The organism is Acinetobacter lwoffii (genome assembly GCF_024129115.1).
Lineage (GTDB): Bacteria > Pseudomonadota > Gammaproteobacteria > Pseudomonadales > Moraxellaceae > Acinetobacter > Acinetobacter lwoffii_T.
On sequence record NZ_JAMXXO010000003.1, the window covers coordinates 146693 to 167954 of the forward strand.

The 21262-nt window shown below is 45.9% G+C and carries 18 protein-coding genes; 6 read left to right on the forward strand and 12 right to left on the reverse strand.

The window, feature by feature from the left end:
- The 4 genes from urtB to NI470_RS04880 form a co-directional block, all read right to left on the reverse strand.
- Positions 1 to 1632, reverse strand: coding sequence for an urea ABC transporter permease subunit UrtB (gene urtB / locus NI470_RS04865; RefSeq protein ID WP_005105325.1), 1632 nt, complete (start codon positions 1630 to 1632; stop codon positions 1 to 3).
- Positions 1633 to 1726: 94 nt separating this feature from the next.
- Positions 1727 to 3007, reverse strand: coding sequence for an urea ABC transporter substrate-binding protein (gene urtA / locus NI470_RS04870; protein ID WP_005250249.1), 1281 nt, complete (start codon positions 3005 to 3007; stop codon positions 1727 to 1729).
- A gap of 358 nt (positions 3008 to 3365) precedes the next feature.
- On the reverse strand, positions 3366 to 5246 hold the full coding sequence (gene parE, locus NI470_RS04875) for a DNA topoisomerase IV subunit B (protein ID WP_004281275.1): 1881 nt from the start codon (positions 5244 to 5246) through the stop codon (positions 3366 to 3368).
- 1 nt (position 5247) lies between these two features.
- Entirely contained in the window at positions 5248 to 5841 is a 594-nt protein-coding gene (locus tag NI470_RS04880) for a YqiA/YcfP family alpha/beta fold hydrolase (RefSeq protein ID WP_253147841.1), read from the reverse strand.
- Between the two features lie 246 nt (positions 5842 to 6087).
- Between NI470_RS04880 and NI470_RS04885 the strand changes: the two genes are divergently transcribed.
- Positions 6088 to 7419: a PGAP1-like alpha/beta domain-containing protein gene (locus NI470_RS04885; RefSeq protein WP_044108803.1), complete on the forward strand. Its 1332-nt coding sequence runs from the start codon at positions 6088 to 6090 to the stop codon at positions 7417 to 7419.
- Between the two features lie 53 nt (positions 7420 to 7472).
- Here the strand turns inward: NI470_RS04885 and NI470_RS04890 are convergent, their stop codons facing one another.
- Positions 7473 to 8000, reverse strand: coding sequence for a disulfide bond formation protein B (locus NI470_RS04890; RefSeq protein ID WP_005267702.1), 528 nt, complete (start codon positions 7998 to 8000; stop codon positions 7473 to 7475).
- A gap of 18 nt (positions 8001 to 8018) precedes the next feature.
- On the reverse strand, positions 8019 to 9596 hold the full coding sequence (gene gshA, locus NI470_RS04895; RefSeq protein ID WP_005267704.1) for a glutamate--cysteine ligase: 1578 nt from the start codon (positions 9594 to 9596) through the stop codon (positions 8019 to 8021).
- A gap of 211 nt (positions 9597 to 9807) precedes the next feature.
- On the opposite strand from gshA, the gene NI470_RS04900 reads away from it, so the two are divergent.
- The 3 genes from NI470_RS04900 to NI470_RS04910 are packed head-to-tail and all read left to right on the forward strand — an operon-like array spanning position 9808 to position 12264.
- A complete protein-coding gene (locus NI470_RS04900) occupies positions 9808 to 10347 on the forward strand; it encodes a DUF924 family protein (protein WP_005094955.1) in 540 nt (179 codons plus the stop codon).
- Between the two features lie 52 nt (positions 10348 to 10399).
- The gene (locus tag NI470_RS04905) at positions 10400 to 10951 is read left to right on the forward strand and encodes a CC0125/CC1285 family lipoprotein (protein WP_004647203.1); all 552 of its coding nucleotides are present in this window, start codon (positions 10400 to 10402) and stop codon (positions 10949 to 10951) included.
- Positions 10952 to 10962: 11 nt separating this feature from the next.
- The gene (locus NI470_RS04910) at positions 10963 to 12264 is read left to right on the forward strand and encodes a DUF445 domain-containing protein (protein WP_005094953.1); all 1302 of its coding nucleotides are present in this window, start codon (positions 10963 to 10965) and stop codon (positions 12262 to 12264) included.
- A gap of 88 nt (positions 12265 to 12352) precedes the next feature.
- Here NI470_RS04910 and NI470_RS04915 read toward each other — a convergent pair whose 3' ends face one another.
- A complete protein-coding gene (locus NI470_RS04915; protein ID WP_004647201.1) occupies positions 12353 to 12640 on the reverse strand; it encodes a DUF2798 domain-containing protein in 288 nt (95 codons plus the stop codon).
- Positions 12641 to 12899: 259 nt separating this feature from the next.
- Between NI470_RS04915 and argS the strand changes: the two genes are divergently transcribed.
- Positions 12900 to 14690 (forward strand): arginine--tRNA ligase, encoded by a 1791-nt coding sequence (gene argS, locus NI470_RS04920; protein ID WP_253147842.1) that lies wholly within the window; start codon positions 12900 to 12902, stop codon positions 14688 to 14690.
- Between the two features lie 299 nt (positions 14691 to 14989).
- Entirely contained in the window at positions 14990 to 15607 is a 618-nt protein-coding gene (locus NI470_RS04925) for an SPOR domain-containing protein (protein ID WP_004281265.1), read from the forward strand.
- A 187-nt stretch (positions 15608 to 15794) separates the two neighbouring features.
- On the opposite strand, the gene asd is transcribed toward NI470_RS04925, so the two are convergent.
- The 5 genes from asd to NI470_RS04950 form a co-directional block, all read right to left on the reverse strand.
- Positions 15795 to 16646: an archaetidylserine decarboxylase gene (asd, locus tag NI470_RS04930; protein WP_004281264.1), complete on the reverse strand. Its 852-nt coding sequence runs from the start codon at positions 16644 to 16646 to the stop codon at positions 15795 to 15797.
- Entirely contained in the window at positions 16643 to 17491 is an 849-nt protein-coding gene (locus NI470_RS04935) for a sulfurtransferase (RefSeq protein WP_005094948.1), read from the reverse strand. The genes asd and NI470_RS04935 overlap by 4 nt, the downstream gene beginning before the upstream one ends.
- Positions 17492 to 17675: 184 nt before the next feature.
- On the reverse strand, positions 17676 to 18881 hold the full coding sequence (pncB, locus tag NI470_RS04940) for a nicotinate phosphoribosyltransferase (protein WP_004729084.1): 1206 nt from the start codon (positions 18879 to 18881) through the stop codon (positions 17676 to 17678).
- A gap of 119 nt (positions 18882 to 19000) precedes the next feature.
- Positions 19001 to 19531, reverse strand: a complete 531-nt coding sequence (locus NI470_RS04945; protein WP_005094946.1) for an ankyrin repeat domain-containing protein — start codon at positions 19529 to 19531, stop codon at positions 19001 to 19003.
- Between the two features lie 185 nt (positions 19532 to 19716).
- The gene (locus NI470_RS04950) at positions 19717 to 21231 is read right to left on the reverse strand and encodes a catalase (protein WP_253147843.1); all 1515 of its coding nucleotides are present in this window, start codon (positions 21229 to 21231) and stop codon (positions 19717 to 19719) included.
- Between the last annotated feature and the right edge of the window lie 31 nt (positions 21232 to 21262).

Sequence of the window (21262 nt, forward strand, 5' to 3'; positions counted from 1 at the left end):
TTACTCCACAAAACGGCCTTTGATGGCAAACAAACCTTGTGGACGTTTTTGAATAAACAAAATCACAAGCACCAAGAGAACAATTTTTGCCAGTACCGCACCAATGCCAATTTCCAAGGCGGTACCACTAATACCTAGACCAAGCGCTGCAAGGACTGCACCCCACACCTGACCTACACCACCGACAACCACCACCAAGAAGGCATCAATAATGTAGTTTTGCCCTAAATCCGGCCCGACGTTACCCACTTGTGCCAAAGCACAGCCCGCTAAACCGGCCAAACCTGAACCTAAACCAAAGGCCATCATGTCGATACGGCTTGAACGAATACCAACGGCTTGTGCCATTTGACGGTTTTGCGTCACCGCACGTACAAACAAACCAAAACGGGTTTTATTCAGTAGGTAAACCAACAACAAAAGCACTGCAATGGTGAAGACAATAATCGCAATACGGTTATACGGCAGCATTAAACTTGGGGTAATGGAGATCCCGCCTGATAGCCACGAAATATTCGACACTTCGACATTTTGCGCACCAAAAGTCATGCGTACCAATTGCATCAAAATCAGGCTGACCCCAAAGGTTGCAAGCAAGGTTTCAAGTTGACGACCGTATAATGGACGAATCACGGTACGTTCAATCAACATACCGATCAGTCCACTCACCAAGAATGCCGCAGGAATCGCGGCGATTAAGTACCACTCGACATAGCTACCCAAATAGCTTTTAAACAGACTTTGCACCACATAAGTAGTATAGGCGCCAATCATAATGAGCTCACCATGCGCCATATTGATGACACCGAGCAAACCATAAGTAATGGCTAAACCGAGTGCTGCAAGCAGTAAAATACTCGCAGTACTCAGCCCTGAAAATAAATGCCCAGTCCATTCACTGGCTTGAATCCGGGTTTTAATACTGCTTTTCGCTTCAAGCAAAGCCGCTTTCAGCTCAGAATGGATATTCGGCTGTGTCAGCTCATTGTCGATCATCGCCAAGACATCGGGACGATTGGAGTCTTGCAAGGCTTTCGCCGCTTGAATTTTAACTAAGACATCTGCATCTTGATAATCCAGACGCGCTTTAAGCTGGGCCAAACGGGCTTTGACTTTGTTATTTTGTTCGTTCAAATACAGGGCATTGATGTGAGCAACATTCAGCTCTGCCAAGTTGCTTTCATAAATATCAATCGCTTCTAAACGCTCGGAAGCATCTTCAGATTTGAGTTTTCTTTGTGCCAAACCAAAGTTGAGCGCTTTACGCAAGGTATTCACCAAAGTCACTTGTGATAAGTCACTCGGCCAATCTGCAACGATGCCTAGACTCGGATAGCTGAGTAATTTTTCGTCCGATTCTAAAATATAGGTTTGACCATTAGCCCCACTATAAAGCTGCTCGTTTTCAACATATTCTGCAAGCTGATCTAACTGCTCAATACTGCCCGGCCATTGCTTCAGTAAAGCACGGCGCTGGGCAAAATCACCTTGCACAAATTGCTGGATTGCATCTTGTTGTATTGCTGCAGTCAATGCAGTGCTATTTGAGGATTGTTCTGCTGATACCAGTTGCACACAAATAACCTGTACAAATACCAGAAAAATAGCGGCGATATTCACGCGAATATTCATTATATTCACCCCTATTCCATTGGAAATTTTCCGTGGAGAGTAAGAAAAAAATCAGAGGACACCTGCCACGGCTGTGGCAGGCAAAAGATAGCTGTTATTTCGGAATGTACGGGCTCCAAGGCTGTGCCTGGATGGCTTGTGGCGTTTTATAGACCACATCAAACTGTCCATCGCCACGAATCTGACCAATCATGACTGGCTTGTGTAAGTGGTGATTCGTCGCATCCATTTTTAAGGTATAGCCGGATGGGGCTTTAAATTCCTGACCTGCCATCGCTTCACGGACTTTATCGACCTCTGTAGAACCTGCTTTTTCAACGGCTTGCTTCCACATGTTAATCCCGACATAAGTTGCTTCCATTGGGTCATTGGTCACGAGCTTGTCTGCATTCGGCAGTTTGAATTCCACTGCATACTGCTTCATTTTGTTGGTAAATTCTGTATTGACCGGATTCTTCACTGACATGAAATAGTTCCATGACGCCAAATGACCGACCAATGGCTTGGTGTCAATACCACGCAGTTCTTCTTCACCCACCGAGAACGCCATGACGGGAATATCAGAGGCTTTAATGCCCTGATTACCCAATTCACGATAGAACGGCACATTCGAGTCGCCATTGATGGTCGAGATCACCGCAGTCTTTTTACCAGCTGCGAATTTTTTCACATTGCCAACAATGGTTTGATAGTTGCTATGACCAAATGGCGTGTACTCTTCCATGATGTCCGCATCAGCCACGCCTTTAGACTTTAAAAAAGCACGTAAAATCTGGTTGGTTGTACGTGGATACACATAGTCTGTACCGAGCAGAACAAAACGCTCCGCTTTACCGCCCTCTTCGCTCATCAAGTATTCCACGGCTGGAATGGCTTGCTGATTAGGTGCAGCACCGGTATAAAAAATATTTTTGGATTGTTCCTGGCCTTCGTACTGTACAGGATAGAACAATAAGCCATTCAGCTCTTCAACCACTGGTAAGACAGATTTACGTGATACCGACGTCCATGCACCGAAAATTACCGCGACTTTGTCTTGAGTAATCAGCTGACGTGCTTGCTCTGCAAAAAGTGGCCAGTCTGATGCTGGATCGACCACCACAGGTTCCAGTTTTTTACCCAGTACCCCACCCTTGTCATTGATTTCCTTAATCGCCATTAAGGCCGTGTCTTTCAGTGAGGTCTCAGAAATTGCCATGGTGCCGGACAATGAATGCAGGATCCCGACTTTAATCGTATCGCCGCTATCTGCGACTTTGCTTTCCGCGGCCGGGGCTTCTGCTTTTTCAGCAGATTTTGAACACCCCGTTAATGCAACAGCCCCTGCCATGGTTGCGGCTAAAATACTTTTTGAAAATAAATTGCGTTGGAACATCAGATTTTCTCCAAACTTTATGATGGTGCATTTTTCATGCTTGTCTTGTTGTACATCTGGATGGAGTGATTCAATTTCTGTGCCAAGGCTTCAAAAAATAAAAAAAATTAATTTAACTGATCTCATTATTCGTATTATGAATCATGAATTTAGTAATACTAAAAAGAATTAAACCTGTATTTAAATGCTGTATCCGAGCTTAACTCTAAGTAGGTCGCGCAAAGAGCAATGAAAACATAGCAGAAGTGAGATAGAAGATGATGTACAAATAAAGTGCAGCACCTTGAATATTTTTTGCACTGTTTTAAAACAAAAAATCCCGCGCTTGCGGGATTTTTTACTGCTTAAATTCGATAGTTTAAACCACCAAATCTGCCAGATTACCTTTTTGCTCCAACCAGTCTTTGCGGTCACTGGCACGCTTTTTCGCCAAAAGTTTATCCAGTAACCCTGCGGTATGATGAGCATCATCCAGATCCAGTTGCACCAGACGACGCGTGTTTGGATCAAGCGTGGTTTCACGTAACTGACTGGCATTCATCTCGCCCAGACCCTTGAATCGGGTGATTTGCGGATTCTTGGTTTTGCATTTTTTCAGGATGCTATTCAGCTCATCTTCATCCAAAGCGTAGTGCACATCTTTATTGTCATCAATACGGAATAATGGCGGCATCGCTACAAATAAATGCCCTTCCTCGACCAGTGTAGGAAAATGCTTTACAAACAAGGCACACAGCAAAGTCGCGATATGCAAACCATCCGAGTCGGCATCCGCCAGGATACAGACCTTGCCATAACGCAGTTCAGACAAGTCATCCGAACCCGGATCAACGCCAATGGCAATCGCAATATTGTGTACTTCCTGCGATGCTAGAACTTCGTCAGAAGAGACTTCCCAAGTATTCAGGATTTTTCCACGAATTGGCATAATCGCCTGGAAGTTCTTATCACGCGCCTGCTTGGCCGAACCACCCGCAGAATCCCCTTCCACAATAAACAGTTCTGACTGATCCAGATCATGACCTACACAGTCCGACAGTTTCCCCGGCAAGGTTGGACCCGCGACAATTTTCTTACGTTCTACTTTTTTCGCTGCTTTGAGACGGCGACCGGCTTTGGAAATGGCCATTTCTGCCAGTTGCATGGCGATGTCAGAATTCTGGTTCAACCATAATGCAAAGGCATCTTTGGCAATATTCTGCACAATTCCAGCTGCTTCACGGCTCGATAGACGTTCTTTAGTCTGACCTGAGAATTGCGGCTCCTGAAATTTCAGCGACAGGATATAATTGACGCCGTCCCAGACATCTTCGGCAGAGAGTTTCATATTCCGCGGCAGCAAATTACGCAGTTCACAGAATTCACGCATCGCATCGGTGACGCCTGAACGCAGACCATTCACATGCGTTCCGCCTTGTGCGGTCGGAATCAGATTGACATAAGATTCCTGGACGCTTTCACCCCCTTCGACATTCCAGCAAATTGCAAATTCTGCGCTGGCACGTTCCGCATCGCCTGTGGCAACAAACGCCGGTGCCGGAATAATTTCACGGTCTTCCAGCTCGTCCATCAAATAATCAACCAGACCATTTTCAAACTGCCAGGTAATCTTTTCATCATTGATCTGATCAACATAATTGATCTGTAAACCCGCCGCCAAAACAGCTTTGGCTTTGAGATTATGTTTTAACGCTTTTAAGGCAAATTTAGGCGAATCAAAATATTTGGCTTCAGGCCAGAATTGTACCGTAGTTCCTGATACCCGTTTCGGTGCCTTACCTGCCAGCACTTCAAGCGGTGCAACCGGTTCGCCATTTTCAAAGGCCATTTTATACAGATTGCCCTGACGCTGAACTTCAACTTCTACCCGGGTCGAAAGCGCATTGACCACTGAAATCCCAACGCCATGCAAACCACCGGAAAACTGGTAATTATCGGTGCTGAACTTACCGCCGGCATGCAGTTTGGTCATGATAATTTCAATACCGCTCTGGCCGTATTCGGGGTGAATATCGACTGGCATACCACGGCCATTGTCTTCGACTGATAAAGAACCATCTTTATAGACCGTGACGGTAATCTTGTTGGCATGTCCTGCCAGTGCCTCATCGACAGCATTATCAATCACTTCCTGTGCCAAATGGTTGGGACGAGAAGTATCGGTATACATGCCCGGACGACGACGGACCGGATCCAGACCAGATAAAACTTCAAGAGATTGAGCCGTATATTGAGACACGTTATTCGGTTTCCTTTTTTATGCAGTCCAATAAAAACTGTAAGACGAACGGAATTTTTTCCGCAAAATCATCCATCCCGTGACTGCCATGCGCTTCAGTCATCAGCATAGCCGGGGGATGCGCAGTACTATAATAACGATGTGCTTCACGATAATCCAAAACTTCATCCCCTTGTTGCAGCAGAACCAGTATTTTGTCTGCATCTTGTGCAACCGGCAGGGCCAATTGCTGGAGTTGTACCAGATCTGCCTCATCCAGACACCAGTTCGGATGAACCTGATAAGGCAATTGCTCATCAAACAGTTCACGAAACAGTTGCCATGGTCGCATTGCCGGATTGATCAGTACAGCAGGCACAGCATGCTGTGCGACCAGATGTGTCGCATAAAATCCGCCGAGACTGCTGCCCAGTAACGCCACATCATGCATCGATTCAATCAGGCCAGAAACATACGCAATGGCAGCCTTCGGTGACATGTTTAAATCGGGTAAATGTACCTGAATTTCAGGATACTTTGCACAGTAATGTTGCAGCAATTTCCCCTTGATCGAGTTCGAATTACTCTTAAAACCATGCAAATAAATGATATTCATGAACTACCAACAAAAAACCCATCAATCATCAAAATTTAATTTAAATAATGTGAAGTACACTACGTTATAAGACCAGTTAATTGCTTAAATTGTCTGACAAAAAAGCTCAAAATCTTCTCTCATTCTCGTTATTTTAAGCTGAGGCCCTCAAAATCAGGAAACTCAACAAGAAAAAGAATTTATACCGCGAAGTTCTTTAAAAAGAAAGATGGCACCACATGCGGCTCATTGAAAGGACAGGATCAGATGCCAAGTTTGACACCGTTACATGAAACCTATTGTCGATGGGATCGAACCCCGCCGAGTCAGGCCGATGTACTGGAAGGTCTGGCGCAGCTGGTAACGATGCGCTTTAACGATGTGATCCAGGAGCTGATCAAGAGTATTCAACGCGAAATTTTAATGAGTATTTTCGGTTTAAGTGAAAATAATTCTGAAAAAATTCAGAATATTCCGTCGATTGTGCGGCTCTATCAAATGTCTTATGACATGCTGTTTCATTACGGCAATACCCTGATTGCCCCTGCTTTGCGCCAGATTATTGAACGCTTTCCTAAACTGCATAATAAACCGCTGACACCTTCCTTGCATTTTCTGGTCAGTGTCTTAAATGGCATTATCGGGGATTATCTGCTGAAATATCAAAACCCTCTAGCCCTGCCGATGGTGATCTATGACCATTATGGCTCGCTGCAAAAAGGTGAGCTAAGCGGTCGTATTACTTTGTTTGTACATGGCTTATGCATGAACCATTTAGACTGGTCAAATCGCAAATATGAAGGCATTGGGGCAAAATTACTGGCGCAGCGCGACCGCAATACCATGCTCTACCTGAATTACAATACTGGACGCCGGATTTCTGCCAATGGTCGCAGTCTGGCGAATACCTTACAGGATCTGGTTGTTCGCAATCCTAGAATTACCAGTATTGACCTGATCGGCCATAGCATGGGTGGACTGGTGTCACGCAGCGCACTGTTCTATGGCAAGCAGAATGTGTATAGCTGGGTCAACATGGTGGAGAATCTGGTCTGTCTGGGTTCACCGCATCATGGTGCGGTACTGGAACGTTTTGGTTTTAGCTTGCAGGACAAACTCGGACATTTTCCACTGATCCGGTTGCTTGGCCATTTGGTCAATATTCGCAGTAACGGTATTCTAGATTTACGCCATGGCAGCGTCCGGGATGATGACTGGGAGCATAATCCGCTACGGATCGGCTTTATGGATGATCACCGTAAACCTGCCCCAATTCCCTCGCATATCGATACCTATCTGGTCGCCGGTACCATCGAGTTTGAAAACCGAAAAAACAAGACCTTACATGTAATTGGTGATTATCTGGTCAGTATTAAAAGTGCTTTGGGCGAGCATCCCAATCCGCGTTTCCAGCTCAAAGTCCCCGATGCAAACAAGGCGATTTTTTACGGCCTGAACCATTTTGAAATTCAGTATCATCCGCTAGTGGCCGAGCAGGTGGCGCGCTGGTTCTATCCAAGTGTAGAAGATGAAGCCTTTGATCAGATTCATGAATATGTGATGGATCTGGACAGTCTGGAAGGCATAGCCCTGACCTAAACTGAAGCAAATAAAAAAGCCCTCGATTGAGGGCTTTTTTATTAAATAAGGAATTAATATTTATCTCTGAGTCGTTTAACCGGTGCCTTTTTATATTTACGCAGTAGTTGCCATAAACTGACCAGCAATAAAATACTAAAGAAGATCAAAGACCAGACAGGTAAGGATTGACCCAAGAAAGTCCAGTCAATCGCAGCACATTCACCCGAACCATTCAGCACCTGTTGCAGTACAGACTGCATCGGCAGGGTTTCCAGCCAGTATTCCAGACCGGGACCACAGCTCGGCACCTGATCCGGTGGCAGGTTCTGTAACCAGACATGACGCGCAGCCACGCCCACAGACCACAAAATACTGAGCGAACCCAGCAAGGCATACAGCCGCTTCATGAGATTAGATGCGGGATTATGCAGGAATGCGATCAGTGAGATGATCCCGAGTCCGATTAATCCAACACGCTGAAACACACAGAGCGGACAAGGCGCCAGACCTTGTACATGCTCAAGATATAAGGCAAATGCCATGCCGATGACAGCAGCCAGAAACAACATACCACTCACGAAGCGATAACCCCATTGCATGGTGAATCCTCTTATTTTTTATCGATATTGGGCTAAATAATCAGCAAAACTGACGCTGCTATCTTGCTCGAGTTGCTGTTGCTGCTGCAATGACTTTTGTGACATTTCTTCAAAATAAGCCAGTGTTTCCGGACTGAGCTGATGTTCCTCATAGACACTGCTATGTTGCTGGGCCAGATGTTGGCCAAAATGCCACATACCGCCCTGTTCACGTGTATCACCCACCACCAAGGCAGACAAGGTGGCATCCACTTCATCGACCCGGATCATCATGGTTTTTAATGCATCGGTATAGAGAGTACTGTCATAGGCCGAATTTAACAGCTTGGCCAAGGGGTGCATGCGTTGCAAATGCATGGCACACCAGTCTTCAATCGGATAAGACTGGCCATTTTCCATAATTGCGGCATTTGGCGCACGACCACGGTTCACTACTTCGGCCTGATTCTGTTCAATAATATCCTGTTCATTGCTGAGGAGCGCCGGACTGTCCTGCAATAAACAGTACAAGGCTACGACTTCGAGGAAGCCGGCCGTATCTTCATTAATGCCAATCGGGCTGTATGGATTGACATCGACTGCACGCAGCTCGACATAGGCAATCCCACGATTTTCCAGTGCCTGTGACGGCGTTTCACCTGCAAGCGGCACCTGTTTCGGGCGCACTAAGCTGTAATATTCATTTTCGATTTGCAGCACATGATCATTGATCTGGATCGGCTGGCCATTGGAATCATCTAATCCCAAACGACTAAACGGTTTATAGGGCGTTTTGACCGCTTTTTGCAGTCCGTCCAGATAGTCCTGCAAATTATTGTAGTGAATACCGAGCTGTTTCTGTGCAGAGTTTTGATAGCCAAAACGTCCCATACGTAGCGCAGTCGCATAAGGCGAATACAAGGTGCCTTTGACCAATGGCAGCAAGAAATGATCACGGCCAGTCATAAAGCACTGGCAGACCGCCGGACTGGCCCCGATCAGGAACATCACCAGTGGGGTCAGACGAATAAAGTTACGGATCAGGCCCATATAGCGATGACTGCGATAATCCTGCAAGCTCAATGCTTGCAGCGCCTCGTCCTGTTCCTGCTGTTGCAAGGCCTCGAACAGATGATCCGGGAAAGACAGGTTGTAATGCACACCTGAAATCGTCTGCATACGGCGGCCATAACGCACACCTAGACCATGACGATACAAGGTTTTAAATAAACCGATATTCGAGCTGCCATACTGTGCCAGCGGAATACTGTCATCGCGGCTGTCCAGCATACACGGCATCGACAAAGGCCAGAGCTTTTCATCATTTTCCAGATGACGATGCACAATCGCATGAATATCGCTGAGATAGTCCAGCGCTTTTTTAATACTGTCCTGTGGCGGAGTAATAAACTCCATCAACGCTTCAGAATAGTCCGTGGTGATATGTGGATGAGTCAAGGCTGAACCCAAGGCACGAGGATGCGCTGCCTGTGACAGGAAACCATCACTTTGCATACGCAAGCTTTCACGCTCGATACCACGCAGCATGCCTTTGATGAGTGACGACTCGACCCAGGTCGGTAATACATTTTGGGAAGTCGATTCAGGTTGACTCATTACAATCTCGCTTAAGGGGGCTAAATTATTAAATTAAAATCATCGGTTTAATCAGTATAACGTGATTTCGTGCCGGCATATGACAGGCTGCCTAGTTTTCAGGCAAACCATTGATTTTTAATTTGGCAAATTTTTAACACAAACTTCCTCTATAAGACATGGAAAATTTGTGATTTTATTAACAAATAGATGCTAATGAATTGTAAATATTATGAATTATCAAGATATTTTAGACTTTTGGTTTCATGCGGACAGCCAGCCCTTATGGTTTAGCCAAAGTCATGAATTCGACCAAAGTATTGCGCAGCAGTTCATGAGCACCCATCAGCAGGCAGCCCAGGCTGAACTTTGGGGCTGGCGTAAAACAGCAGAAGGTCGGCTGGCCGAAATTATTGTGCTAGATCAATTTTCACGAAATTTATTCCGTGATTCTCCCCAAGCTTTTGCCCAAGACAGTCTGGCACTGGCCTTGGCTCAGGAAGCCATCAGCCTGAACCTGGATCAACAGCTCAGTCCAGAACAACGTGCCTTTCTGTATATGCCATTTATGCACAGCGAATCCAAACTAATTCATGAATTCGCCTTAAAACTGTTTCAGCGTCTGGGCAATCCGACCAATCTGGAATTTGAGAAAAAGCATAAAGTTATTATTGACCGCTTTGGACGTTATCCGCACCGAAACCAGATTCTGGGTCGTGAATCGACCGATGAAGAACTTACTTTCCTGACCCAACCCGATAGCAGTTTTTAAGATTTTTTAAGACCGGCTGTCTGAACTGGATCATTGCATCAGGAGATCGAACATGAAAAACATGCTACTGGGATTGAGTATGATTGCTGCCATCAGCCTGACTGGCTGTGCAACCACACCCTCAAAGCCCTTAACATTTGATCAGTTAGGTCGCTACAGTACCACTCCCCTCAACAGCAACACTTACCGTATCAGCTTTCAGGCCCGTCCCAATATGAGCTTTGGCACAGCTGAAGAAATTACCCTGCTCAAAGCCGCACAGACTACCGTACAAAATGGTTTTCAATTCTTCAGAGTACTGAATGATCCAAGTAACCGCACCCAGCAACCTCCACGGCAAGCCATCGTCTATCCGGCGCCAAGCTTTTATCCTTACGGGTATTACCGCCGATATCCGGGATTCTGGCCAGACCCATTCTATGACCGTCCTTATACCGTGACTCTGGATCCTGCCCAGGTGGCTTATACCATTGAATGCTTCAAAGCCAATCAGGCGCCTCAAGATGCCTTTGATGCCCGCTTGATTTTACAGTCACTTGGGGCTAAATATGGTTTAAGTCCATCCGGTGCAGTGCTGCAACCGCAACCGGCCAATCCCTCCTGACAGGATGATCTATGCAGACAGAGAGTATCTCCCCGAGCTTACAACGCAGTAAACGTTTCGCGACCATCGCCCTGGTGGTCGCCGTACTGACCTGGTTGGCACTGATGGTGGCAGCCAAACTGCTACCTGAATATGTCTGGCTCATTCATATTCTGATGCTCTCGGCAGAAGCGGGTGTGGTCGGTGGACTGGCGGACTGGTATGCGATTACCGTGCTGTTTCGTAACCCTTTTGGCAGATTGCCCATTCCCAAGTTTTTACGCGACCATACCGAAATCATTCCACGTAATAAGGCTCGTATTGCAGAGTCGATGGGCCGTTTTGTGCAGGAAAATTTTCTTTCTCCGCAAATTGTACAACGCAGTCTGGACAGTACCGACCTGAGTCTGGCTGCAGGACGCTGGCTGGCCAATCCACAAAATAATGCCCAAGTGACTCAGGTCATTCAGCAAACGGTTCCTAAAATCTTTGAATTTGTCGGACAGGAACAGATTGCCGGCTTTATCCAAAGCAACAGCGTGCAATGGGTCAAAAATACCCAGATCAATACTCTGGCCAGCGAAATGCTGCATGCCGTTCTGGACAATGATTTCCATCAGGATGTGCTACAGCGCGGACTGGATGTGGTGCATGCCTGGATGACCTCGCATCCGGAACAAACCCGCGAGCTGACCCGTAACCTGTTTAAGGAAATGGGCGTGTGGAAACTGGCCAAAGGCGCCAGCTGGATCGGGATTGACGTGCAGCAACGCAGTATTGATTCCGTGATCGGGCGCGTTGAAGCCATGCTGGCCGATCCAGATCATCCGTGGCGACTTAAAATTGAGAGCATGGGACATAGCTGGATGTTGCAGCTGGCAGATAATGACAGTGAAGCCAGCCAGCGTCTGAATGAAACCAAAGATGCCTTACTGGATAGTCCACAGGTACTGAATTTTATCAGCGGTGCCGTGGTGATTTTATGTGATGCAATCAAGGCAGACTTGCAAAAACCTGATTCGGGTATTGCGGAAAATCTCAGAATTGCCATTCAACAGGTCGGAGAAAATATCATCTCGAATGCTTCGGTTCGTGAGCTGCTGAATAAACGTTTGAGCTCTATCGCGGTTGACCTGAGTGACCAGTACAGTGAAAAAGTGATTCGCTTTATCAGCGAGCGCATTCACGAATGGGATTCAAGCGAGATGATCGACAAGATTGAAAATGAAGTCGGCGGCGACCTGCATATGATCCGGGTCAATGGGGTCGTGGTCGGTGCCTGTATCGGTCTGGTGCTCGGGATCATCCGGGCGGCGGTGGAGCATTTAATTTAAAAATGATGCTATTCGCCCCATATAGCCCGACTTTTAAAATGCTCAAGAATTGACTCCAGCCAGATCAAATTTAAGATTTAAAAAATGATCATTTGGGTGGCTGAGGTCCGGACATATCGACCAACAGCCCAGTGAATTTGCGTACGAATGGCAATAAGGTCACCACAATCGGAAAAGCAATCGCCCAGGAAATCATCCAGTTATGAAACCAGAGTGCCATAAATCCATCAATCCAGCCAAGATTACGCAGCATATTGATCATGGAAATGATGCCACTCATCAGGCAGGACAGGATAAAAGGCACAATAATCAATGCCCATTTTGCAGGGAGTTTAGGAATATGACCGATAATGGTCGGACGTTGTGATGCAGCCACGACATGCTCTTTTTACTGTTTTCAGATGACTAATATAAGCCAAATTCTGTACGGTGAAGCATTGTTTTTTTCATCTGAAATATTGAGCTAAAAACTGGTTTTATTTTCACGGGATTAATCCGTTGATTTTCCCTTTCTTTAGTCAAAAACTTCTGACGAAGTGATCCTCCACTTTTTATTCCCGAGAAATGCTTTTACCTAAACAGCCTGAAATTTGCTATATTTGCTGTTTTTCTGCGATCTCTATTTTCGACTGATTATGAATACGGCAATACAAGCAGCTCTCGATCATGCAGTGCACACTTTACAGGCACAAGGCGTACTCCCATCTGACTGGAACAATACAAGTAATTTGACGCGTACCAAAGACCGAAGCCATGGTGACTTTGCGTCGAATATTGCCATGATCGCGTCGAAAGCTGCGGGTATGAAGCCACGTGATTTAGCGGGAAAAATTCTTGCTGCCCTGCCTGAAGTGGCAGATATCAGCAAGGCAGAAATTGCCGGTCCTGGTTTTATTAACTTCTTCCTGAATGCTGACCAGCGCTTTGCAGTCCTTGATCAAATCCAGGCACAACAGGCGACTTATGGTCGTACCCAGGTCAATGCGGATAAACGTATTCAGGTTGAATTCGTTTCTGCCAACCCAACCTCTAGCCTGCACGTAGGTCATGGTCGTGGTGCTGCGTATGGCATGACGGTTGCGAACTTGCTTGAAGCGACCGGTGCAAAAGTCGATCGCGAATACTATGTCAATGATGCTGGCCGTCAAATGGACATTCTGGCGACTTCGACTTATCTGCGCTACTTAGAATTAACGGGTCAGGAACTGGTATTCCCGAAAAATGCCTACCAGGGTGACTACGTAAAAGAAATTGCACAAAGCATTATTGACCAGGATGGCGATGCTTATGTCCGTCCTGTGGCCGACGTGTATAAAGATGTGCCTGAAGATGTACAGTTTGCAGCCGAATTAGATGCTGATGGCAATAAAGTCGTATTGTCTGGTGATAAAGAAAAACACATTGATGGTTTGATCTTTAATTCACAAGCGTTAATTGGCACAGGCTACCGCGTATTCTTGCAAGCCGCGCTTAAAGCAATCTTAGATGATATTAAAGATGACCTCGGCGAGTTTGGTGTAACCTTCAATCAATGGTTCAGCGAAGAATCATTGACAGACAAAATTGAAGAAGCCTTACAGACTTTAGACCAGCGTGGTTTCCTGTATGAACTGGATGGCAACATCTGGTTTAAATCCACTGCATTCGGTGATGAAAAAGACCGTGTCGTAAAACGCCGTAATGGTCAGACCACCTACTTCGCATCTGACATCGCTTATCACCTGAACAAGTTACAACGTGGCTATACCGATATCATCGATATCTGGGGTTCGGATCACCACGGTTATATCGCACGTGTAAAAGCGGCCATTGATGCGTTGGGCTATGACTCGAAAAAATTAACGGTTCTTCTGGTTCAGTTCGTGAGCCTATGGCGTGGCGGCGAGATGGTACAAATGTCATCTCGTTCAGGTCAGTTCGTGACCTTGCGTGACCTGCGTAAAGAAGTCGGCAATGATGCCGCTCGTTTCTACTACGTAATGCGCAAGTCTGAACAGCACATTGATTTTGACCTTGATCTTGCTGTGTCACAAAGCAAAGACAATGCAGTGTATTACATCCAGTATGCACATGCCCGTATCTGCCGTATGTTAGAAAAAGCAGCGTCTACCAACGTCAACTTTGATGCTACAGCGGCACGTAATTTAGCGGCTAAACTGGAGCTGGATGCTGAAACTGAAATCCTGGCCAAGCTGGCGGCCTATCCAGAGATTCTGGTCCGTGCTGCAAACAGCTATGAACCACATCAAATCGGTAATTACCTGAAAGAGCTGGCAGCCTTGTTCCACGGCTGGTACAACGACAATAAAGTACTCGGTGATGATGCTGAATTGACCCAAGCACGCTTATTGTTATCAGTGAACGTGCGTCAGGTACTGCGTAACGGTTTAGAACTTTTAGGTGTGTCAGCTCCTGAATCAATGTAAAGCACTGCTTTTACATTGATGCAAGAAGGTAAATAGTCAAAGCACTGCTTTTACATTGATGCAAGACAAGAGCTAGGCTCGAAGCGAGCATGTAAGCAAAACACTGCCGTTTATCTGCTGAGCAGACATTTTGTAACTTCAGCTATGTGCTTGAAGATACAGATAAATTAAAATTCTGTGTGATTTGTGATCTAGAGGATGACTTTTGTATCCTGATCACATAGGATGAAGTGATAGTAGGGGCATAACTGCTGTTATGCCTTTTCTATATGTCCCGATTAATAAGAGGAAAATCCCAAGTGTTTGGAAAAACGCAGCGCGGTGTATCTGAAAGACCGAATAAGCCTAAAAAGCCACTTATTCCAACCTGGCTCGGCACACTCGTGATCATTTTAATCGTGTTAAGTTTTTTAATGGCACTGATGCTCTGGAAGCCATGGGAACCGGTCAAACCGAAAACTCAAACAAGTGCTGAATCTGTCCAAGAAGAAGATACCAATAAAGATTACCGTTTTTATGACCTGTTACCACAGCAACAAGTGACGCCTATTCCTGAACAGGCCGTCCCTGAAAACAAAAATCAGGATACGGTAGTAATTGTAGAAGCGCCTCGACCTGAAGTAGCTCCACCTGAGGCGACCACAACTGAGCCTGGCTTAGAAGCCAGTGAAGCGCCTGTTGCCGCTCCGGCCAGTTATATTCTGCAAGTCCGCAGCTTTGATGACCCGGATCAGGCCGATGCCCGCCGTGCTGAAATTATTCTCAATGGTTTATCTGCCGATGTGGTACGCAGTGTAGAAAATGGCAAAGTCTGGTATCGCGTGGTTTCAGGCCCTTATGATTCTGCAGAAGCCGCGATTATCGCACAGCAAACCTTGCAGAATAGCGGGATCGATTCCATCGTCGTGAAACGATAAATTTCTAGAAATAAAAAAAAGCGCCTGAGGGTGCTTTTTTTTTATTTGGATCTCTCTCTAACCGTGTCCTTAATAGGAGAGGAAATCCCCCTTTTTTAAAGGGGGACTGAGGGGGATTTTTATTTATTCTAAACGAGAAAATATTTAATCCCTCCAACCTCCCTTTAATAAAGGGAGGGTAAAATCTTTAAACTGTATGCCCCAGCGCTTCACCCATATTCACCAAAGAATTGGCCTTGAATACGGCATCCCACTGCATTTTATTTTCTTCGAATAAAATCACTGCTGTTGAACCGAGGTAGAAACGACCCAGTTCTGCCCCTTTTTCCAGGAACAGATCATGCTGATTAAGTTCGATCCGGCCTGAAGGCTTCACTTTGCCGGTTGCCACGGTTTCAATACCCGCCACAATCATCGCACCGACCAATACCACCGCCATACGGCCGATTTCAGTATCAAACAGACAGACCATACGTTCATTGCGTGCAAACAGGCCCGGAATATTTTCTGCGGTCACCTGATTGACCGAGAATAGCTCGCCCGGTACATATAACGTTTCAGTCAAGGTGCCAGCAAATGGCATATGCACCCGATGATAATCACGTGGCGACAAATATACGGTCGCAAATTCACCGTTTTTGAATGGCTCGGCCAGTTGCGGATCAGCAATCAGTGCTTCAACGGTGAATTTCTGGCCTTTGGCCTGAAACACATCGCCATTTTCAATTTTACCTAGCTGGGAAATCGCACCATCTGCAGGCGAAACAATGCTCGTAGCATCTGGATCAACCGCACGGATACCTTCTTTTAGGGCGCGGGTAAAAAATTCATTAAATGACTTGAATTTCAGGGCATTGGCCTGTTCAGCAATCGACATATCAATGCCATACTGCGCCTTAAAGGCAGTAATTGCAGCAGTTTTGATAATCGGGTTTTCGCTGGCGGCAATTTTACCCACCACCCGAGACAAGCGATGTTGCGGTACTAATCGTTGAGCTTTAATAAAAAACTGTTGTTTTAAACGTGATGTGATGCTCAAGATGGCAGCTCCCCTGTAGCGATTGGACTATCGAGGCGGTTGCCCCATTCACTCCACGCACCATCATAGGCTCGAATTTTCCAGCCCAGTAAACGACCCAGAATATAGGCCAAACCTGAGCGGTGATGGGACTGGCAGTACACCACAACGGGTTGATTCAAATCAAAGCCCAGTTGTTCCAGACGCTGCTGAGTACGTGGTAAAGGCTGTAATTTTAAATGATTTTCGCGATTAAGGGCAGTACTCCATTCAAAATGACGTGCTCCCGGAATGTGACCGCCGCGTCGAGCCGCTAAACGTAGGCCAGTATATTCATCTTGCGTGCGGCAATCCCAAATTTGAACCTGTTGATTTTCAACCTGTTGGCGCAGTTCATCATAGCCAATCTGAAAATTCGCCTGATGCTCGAGATTAACCTGCAATACGTTCTTCACTGGTGCAAACTGCTCCTGACTGGAAGAAGTCGGCAAACCAGCACCGAGCCAGGCATGAATCCCGCCATTCAACAGACTGGTATTTTCAAAACCCAGACAATGTAGGTTCCAGAGCAAACGCCCTGCCCATGCCCCGCCCTCATCATCATAAGCCACCACATGATGCTCAGGAGAAATATTCAGATAATCAATGAGAGCCTGCAAGCCTTCGGTATCCGGTAACAGTCCCATCGCCGTTTCTTCCTGACGCACCAGAAGTTTAGGCTTTAAATGCAAGGCATGCGGAATATGCAGCTGCTCATACACAGAGGCACGGCTCAGGTCGACAATACGAAGTTTTTCATGGCCCAAATAGGGAACTAAATCTTCTGCCTCAATCAGCAGGCCAAAATTAAAAGCTGCAGCGGTCATCGTTATCATGGCTATTATTGGTCAAATCCTGTTGATCTTAGCACAGCTGGTTTTTACACTGATGTGCTTTCTTTGCAGATGATTAGCAAGATTTTAGCTAAACCCTGGTGTTAAATAAGCTTGCATAAAAAAACCGCCTCTATATAGAAACGGTTCTTAAAAATTATGAATTTTTCAAACTGACTTAAGCAGGTTCATTGATCTCAAAAACCTGACGCAAATAGGCCAAGAACGTATCATTATCGGTCATGGTTTTGCCCGGACTATCCGAGATTTTGGCTACTGACTGACGGTTACATTCCACCAGTTTCAGCACAATATTGAGTGGGGTTTGCCCCATATCATTGGTCAGATTGGTGCCAATGCCGAAACTGACCTGAAAACGGTCTTTAAAGTACTGATGCAATTTCCAGGCTTTTTCCAGATTCAGGCCATCACTAAAAGTCAGCATCTTGGTTTTGCTGTCTATTTTCAGCTTTTTATAATGCGCATAGGCCTTGTCACCCCATTCATAAGGGTCGCCACTATCATGACGCAAGCCATCAAACAGCTTGGCAAAGTACAGATCAAAGTCGCGCAGGAATGCATCCATCCCCACCACATCGGTCAAGGCAATACCCAAGTCACCACGATATTCCTGTACCCAGCTTTCCAGTGCAGATTTCTGGAAATTACGTAAACGTACGTCCAGCGCCTGAAAAGCTTGCAGGAATTCATGCGCCATGGTACCAATCGGGGTAATGCCCAGCTCTTTGGCTAACAGTACATTACTGGTCCCACGGAACACATGCGGTGCGGCTTTGTGAAATTCTTCGACCACATGCTTTTGCCAATCGAAACTGTAACGGCGACGCGTACCAAAATCTGACACCAAGAATGGTGGATCATTGGGGTTTTGCGCAGCATCATACTGTTTTAATAGCTCGATTTTGGCTTTTAAACGGTGTTCCCCTTCAGCCAACACTTCAGGCGTGCGAATGCGGCTGAAATACAGTTCATTGACAATCGCCAGTACGAAGATCTCGAACATCATCGCCTGAACCATCGGGCCTTCCACCACAATATCCAGACGGCCTTGACTGTCGATACTGGCCTTGATGAAACGGCGCTTGAGCTGGAACAGTTCCAGATAATCCACAAAATCGCTTTTGATAAAACGTAAGCTTCTTAAATATTGCAGTTCATCTTCTTTGAATTTTAGCTGACACAGCAGGTCCAGTTGATGATTCAGGTCATCCAGAATATCCGTCAGTGGATAGACTGTATCTTCCAGATTACGACAACGGAAATGGTAGACACTATGCGTTTGCGGAAACTTGTGTAAGACCACTTGTAACATAGTGAATTTGTACAAGTCAGTATCTAACAGAGAATGGATAATTGGGGCCATAACTAAGGGAATATCGCTGTGCTTATCTCTGCATTAAAGCATAAAAAGTCATGCAATAATGCAGGATTTACGTACAGCTGGCTGTATTTGCGACAAAAGTATCAGAAGCATAACCCGGTTTATTTCTGGGTGTTGGTCTGAGCTTTTTCCTGTTCCTGAATCAGTTTATGTAGCTGTTTTTCCTGGCCAATGACCTTGGCAAATTCGGCTGTGGTCTTTTGTCCGGTTTTTTGCGCCTGGACATCACAGTCCACCTGACGCAACTGCTTGGCAATCGCAAATTCCATCTTGAATAAAGCCCCCATCAAGGCCGTATTGCCTCGATTGTCTCGAGCACAGCGGTCGGCACCATGTTTAAGCAAACTGCTGACTATCGCTTGATGGCCATAATACGTTGCCATCATCAGTGGCGTATAACCGTCTTTATTGCGTACATCGACCGGAAAGCCATGTTTTAAAAATTCGTTGATAACTTCGCTATTGCCAATTTTGGCGGCAGCAAAGAACAGGTCGACCAGTTCCTGTTGTGAGTTCATCTGAATATTGTCCACGCTTTTAGCGGGGGAGATCTCCTTCGCGACAGTCACGTTTGCGAATGCGGAACCTATCGTGAGAATACTGGCTAAAAACATAGATGACATAACTTTCATGATGAACTCCAGCAGAAATCGAAGGGGAATTTAAGTCTTGAAAGACTGAATTACCCTGAGATGAGATAAAAAACGGAGTGCCTGTAAAACTCCCCCTAGGGTGCAGGAAAGGTTTGGAGTATTACAGGACTTTTTGGAGGTGATGCGCTATGCCCTAGTCACCAGTTCCTCAAGACCAATCGGGATTAGTCTTTTAATTTTGCAGCTTTGGCTTTAACAGTCGCCAGGTTACCGTTTACCGCCTTGGTCATACGTGTACCGTAGTCCGCATCTGCCTTATAGAAGTAAGACAACATGATGTGCTTGGTTTCTGAATCTTTCACTGCGCCTAAATCAGCAGCAAGGTTCATGATCAGGTCATCTTTTTCTTTAGCCGAGTATGAACGGTACAGCTCACCTGCCTGCTTGAAGTTCTGCTCTTTCACGCCAATTTGCTGTACATGACCAGATAATGGTGTTTGTACCGCACGTGCTTTTTCAGTGGCAGCTTTTGGCTCTTTACGGCTTGGCTCATAGTTCACATCCGAGTCACGCTCAGAGATATTCATGTAGCCATCCTGATTATTGTTGTTCACATTTACCACTGGACGGTTCACCGGAATTTGCTGGTGATTCGCGCCTAAACGGTACATTTGGGTATCTGAATAAGAGAAGATACGGCCTTGTAACAGACGGTCTTCTGATGGCTCGATACCCGGAACCAGGTTACCTGGCGCGAATGCCGACTGTTCAGTCTCATTGAAGAAGTTCTTCGGCATACGGTTCAGGGTCAAAGTACCGACTTTGGTTTCTGGTACCAGCTCAGTTGGCCAGATTTTGGTTGGATCTAACGGATCAAAATCAAAGCTGTTTAGATCTTTAGGATCAATCACCTGGATATACAGATCCCATTTCGGGAAATTACCTGCATAGATGTTGTTATAAAGATCATTGGTCAAGTGATTGAAATCTTTACCTTGTTGTACAGCCGCTTCTTTGACGTTCAAGCCCTTCACACCCTGTTTAGAGCGGAAGTTGAATTTCACGTACTTGTATTCGCCTTTGTCGTTATACAGTTTGTAGGCATGTACACCGAAACCGTCCTGTTCGCGGTAGCTGGTTGGGACACCTTGCTTGCCATAAACATAAGTCAGCATGTTGGTTGCCCAAGGCTGGCTAGACAGGAAGTCAAATACACGGTTGGCATCTTGTACATTGGTGACCGGGCTTGGTTTCATCGCATGGATGAAATCCGGGAATTTGATCGCATCACGAATGAAGAATACCGGTGTCTGGTTACCAACCAAGTCCCAGTTACCTTCCTGAGTATAGAATTTCAACGCAAAACCGTGTGGGTCACGTAGGGTTTCTGGTGAACTTTTACCATGAATGACGGTAGACATACGCACAAAAACTGGAGTTTTGGTACCGGCCTTGAATAAAGAAGCAATCGTTAAATCAGACAGATCTTTCGTCGTAACGAATTCACCATAAGCCCCTGTACCACGTGCGTGAACCACACGTTCAGGAATACGCTCACGACCAAAACGTTGTAATTTTTGTACCAGTTGAACGTCCTGAAGGAGTACTGAACCATTTGGACCCGCAGTGATCGAGTTCTGGTTGTCGCCAACTGGTGCCCCGTTATCTTTGGTTAATGGCGCAGCTTGGGCAGCTGTCACCGTTGCAAGCATTGCAACAAGTAATGAACGCTTAAACATTTCTAAATCTCTCAATTTAATACCTTTCCTG

What these genes read in the sequence shown, in the direction of transcription:
- urtB (WP_005105325.1), bottom strand. Translation starts at nt 1,632, where the DNA reads ATGAATATTCGCGTGAATATCGCCGCTATTTTTCTGGTATTTGTACAG.
- urtA (WP_005250249.1), bottom strand. Translation starts at nt 3,007, where the DNA reads ATGTTCCAACGCAATTTATTTTCAAAAAGTATTTTAGCCGCAACCATG.
- NI470_RS04880 (WP_253147841.1), bottom strand. Translation starts at nt 5,841, where the DNA reads ATGAATATCATTTATTTGCATGGTTTTAAGAGTAATTCGAACTCGATC.
- NI470_RS04885 (WP_044108803.1), top strand. Translation starts at nt 6,088, where the DNA reads ATGCCAAGTTTGACACCGTTACATGAAACCTATTGTCGATGGGATCGA.
- NI470_RS04890 (WP_005267702.1), bottom strand. Translation starts at nt 8,000, where the DNA reads ATGCAATGGGGTTATCGCTTCGTGAGTGGTATGTTGTTTCTGGCTGCT.
- gshA (WP_005267704.1), bottom strand. Translation starts at nt 9,596, where the DNA reads ATGAGTCAACCTGAATCGACTTCCCAAAATGTATTACCGACCTGGGTC.
- NI470_RS04900 (WP_005094955.1), top strand. Translation starts at nt 9,808, where the DNA reads ATGAATTATCAAGATATTTTAGACTTTTGGTTTCATGCGGACAGCCAG.
- NI470_RS04905 (WP_004647203.1), top strand. Translation starts at nt 10,400, where the DNA reads ATGAAAAACATGCTACTGGGATTGAGTATGATTGCTGCCATCAGCCTG.
- NI470_RS04910 (WP_005094953.1), top strand. Translation starts at nt 10,963, where the DNA reads ATGCAGACAGAGAGTATCTCCCCGAGCTTACAACGCAGTAAACGTTTC.
- argS (WP_253147842.1), top strand. Translation starts at nt 12,900, where the DNA reads ATGAATACGGCAATACAAGCAGCTCTCGATCATGCAGTGCACACTTTA.
- NI470_RS04935 (WP_005094948.1), bottom strand. Translation starts at nt 17,491, where the DNA reads ATGACCGCTGCAGCTTTTAATTTTGGCCTGCTGATTGAGGCAGAAGAT.
- pncB (WP_004729084.1), bottom strand. Translation starts at nt 18,881, where the DNA reads ATGGCCCCAATTATCCATTCTCTGTTAGATACTGACTTGTACAAATTC.
- NI470_RS04945 (WP_005094946.1), bottom strand. Translation starts at nt 19,531, where the DNA reads ATGAAAGTTATGTCATCTATGTTTTTAGCCAGTATTCTCACGATAGGT.
- NI470_RS04950 (WP_253147843.1), bottom strand. Translation starts at nt 21,231, where the DNA reads ATGTTTAAGCGTTCATTACTTGTTGCAATGCTTGCAACGGTGACAGCT.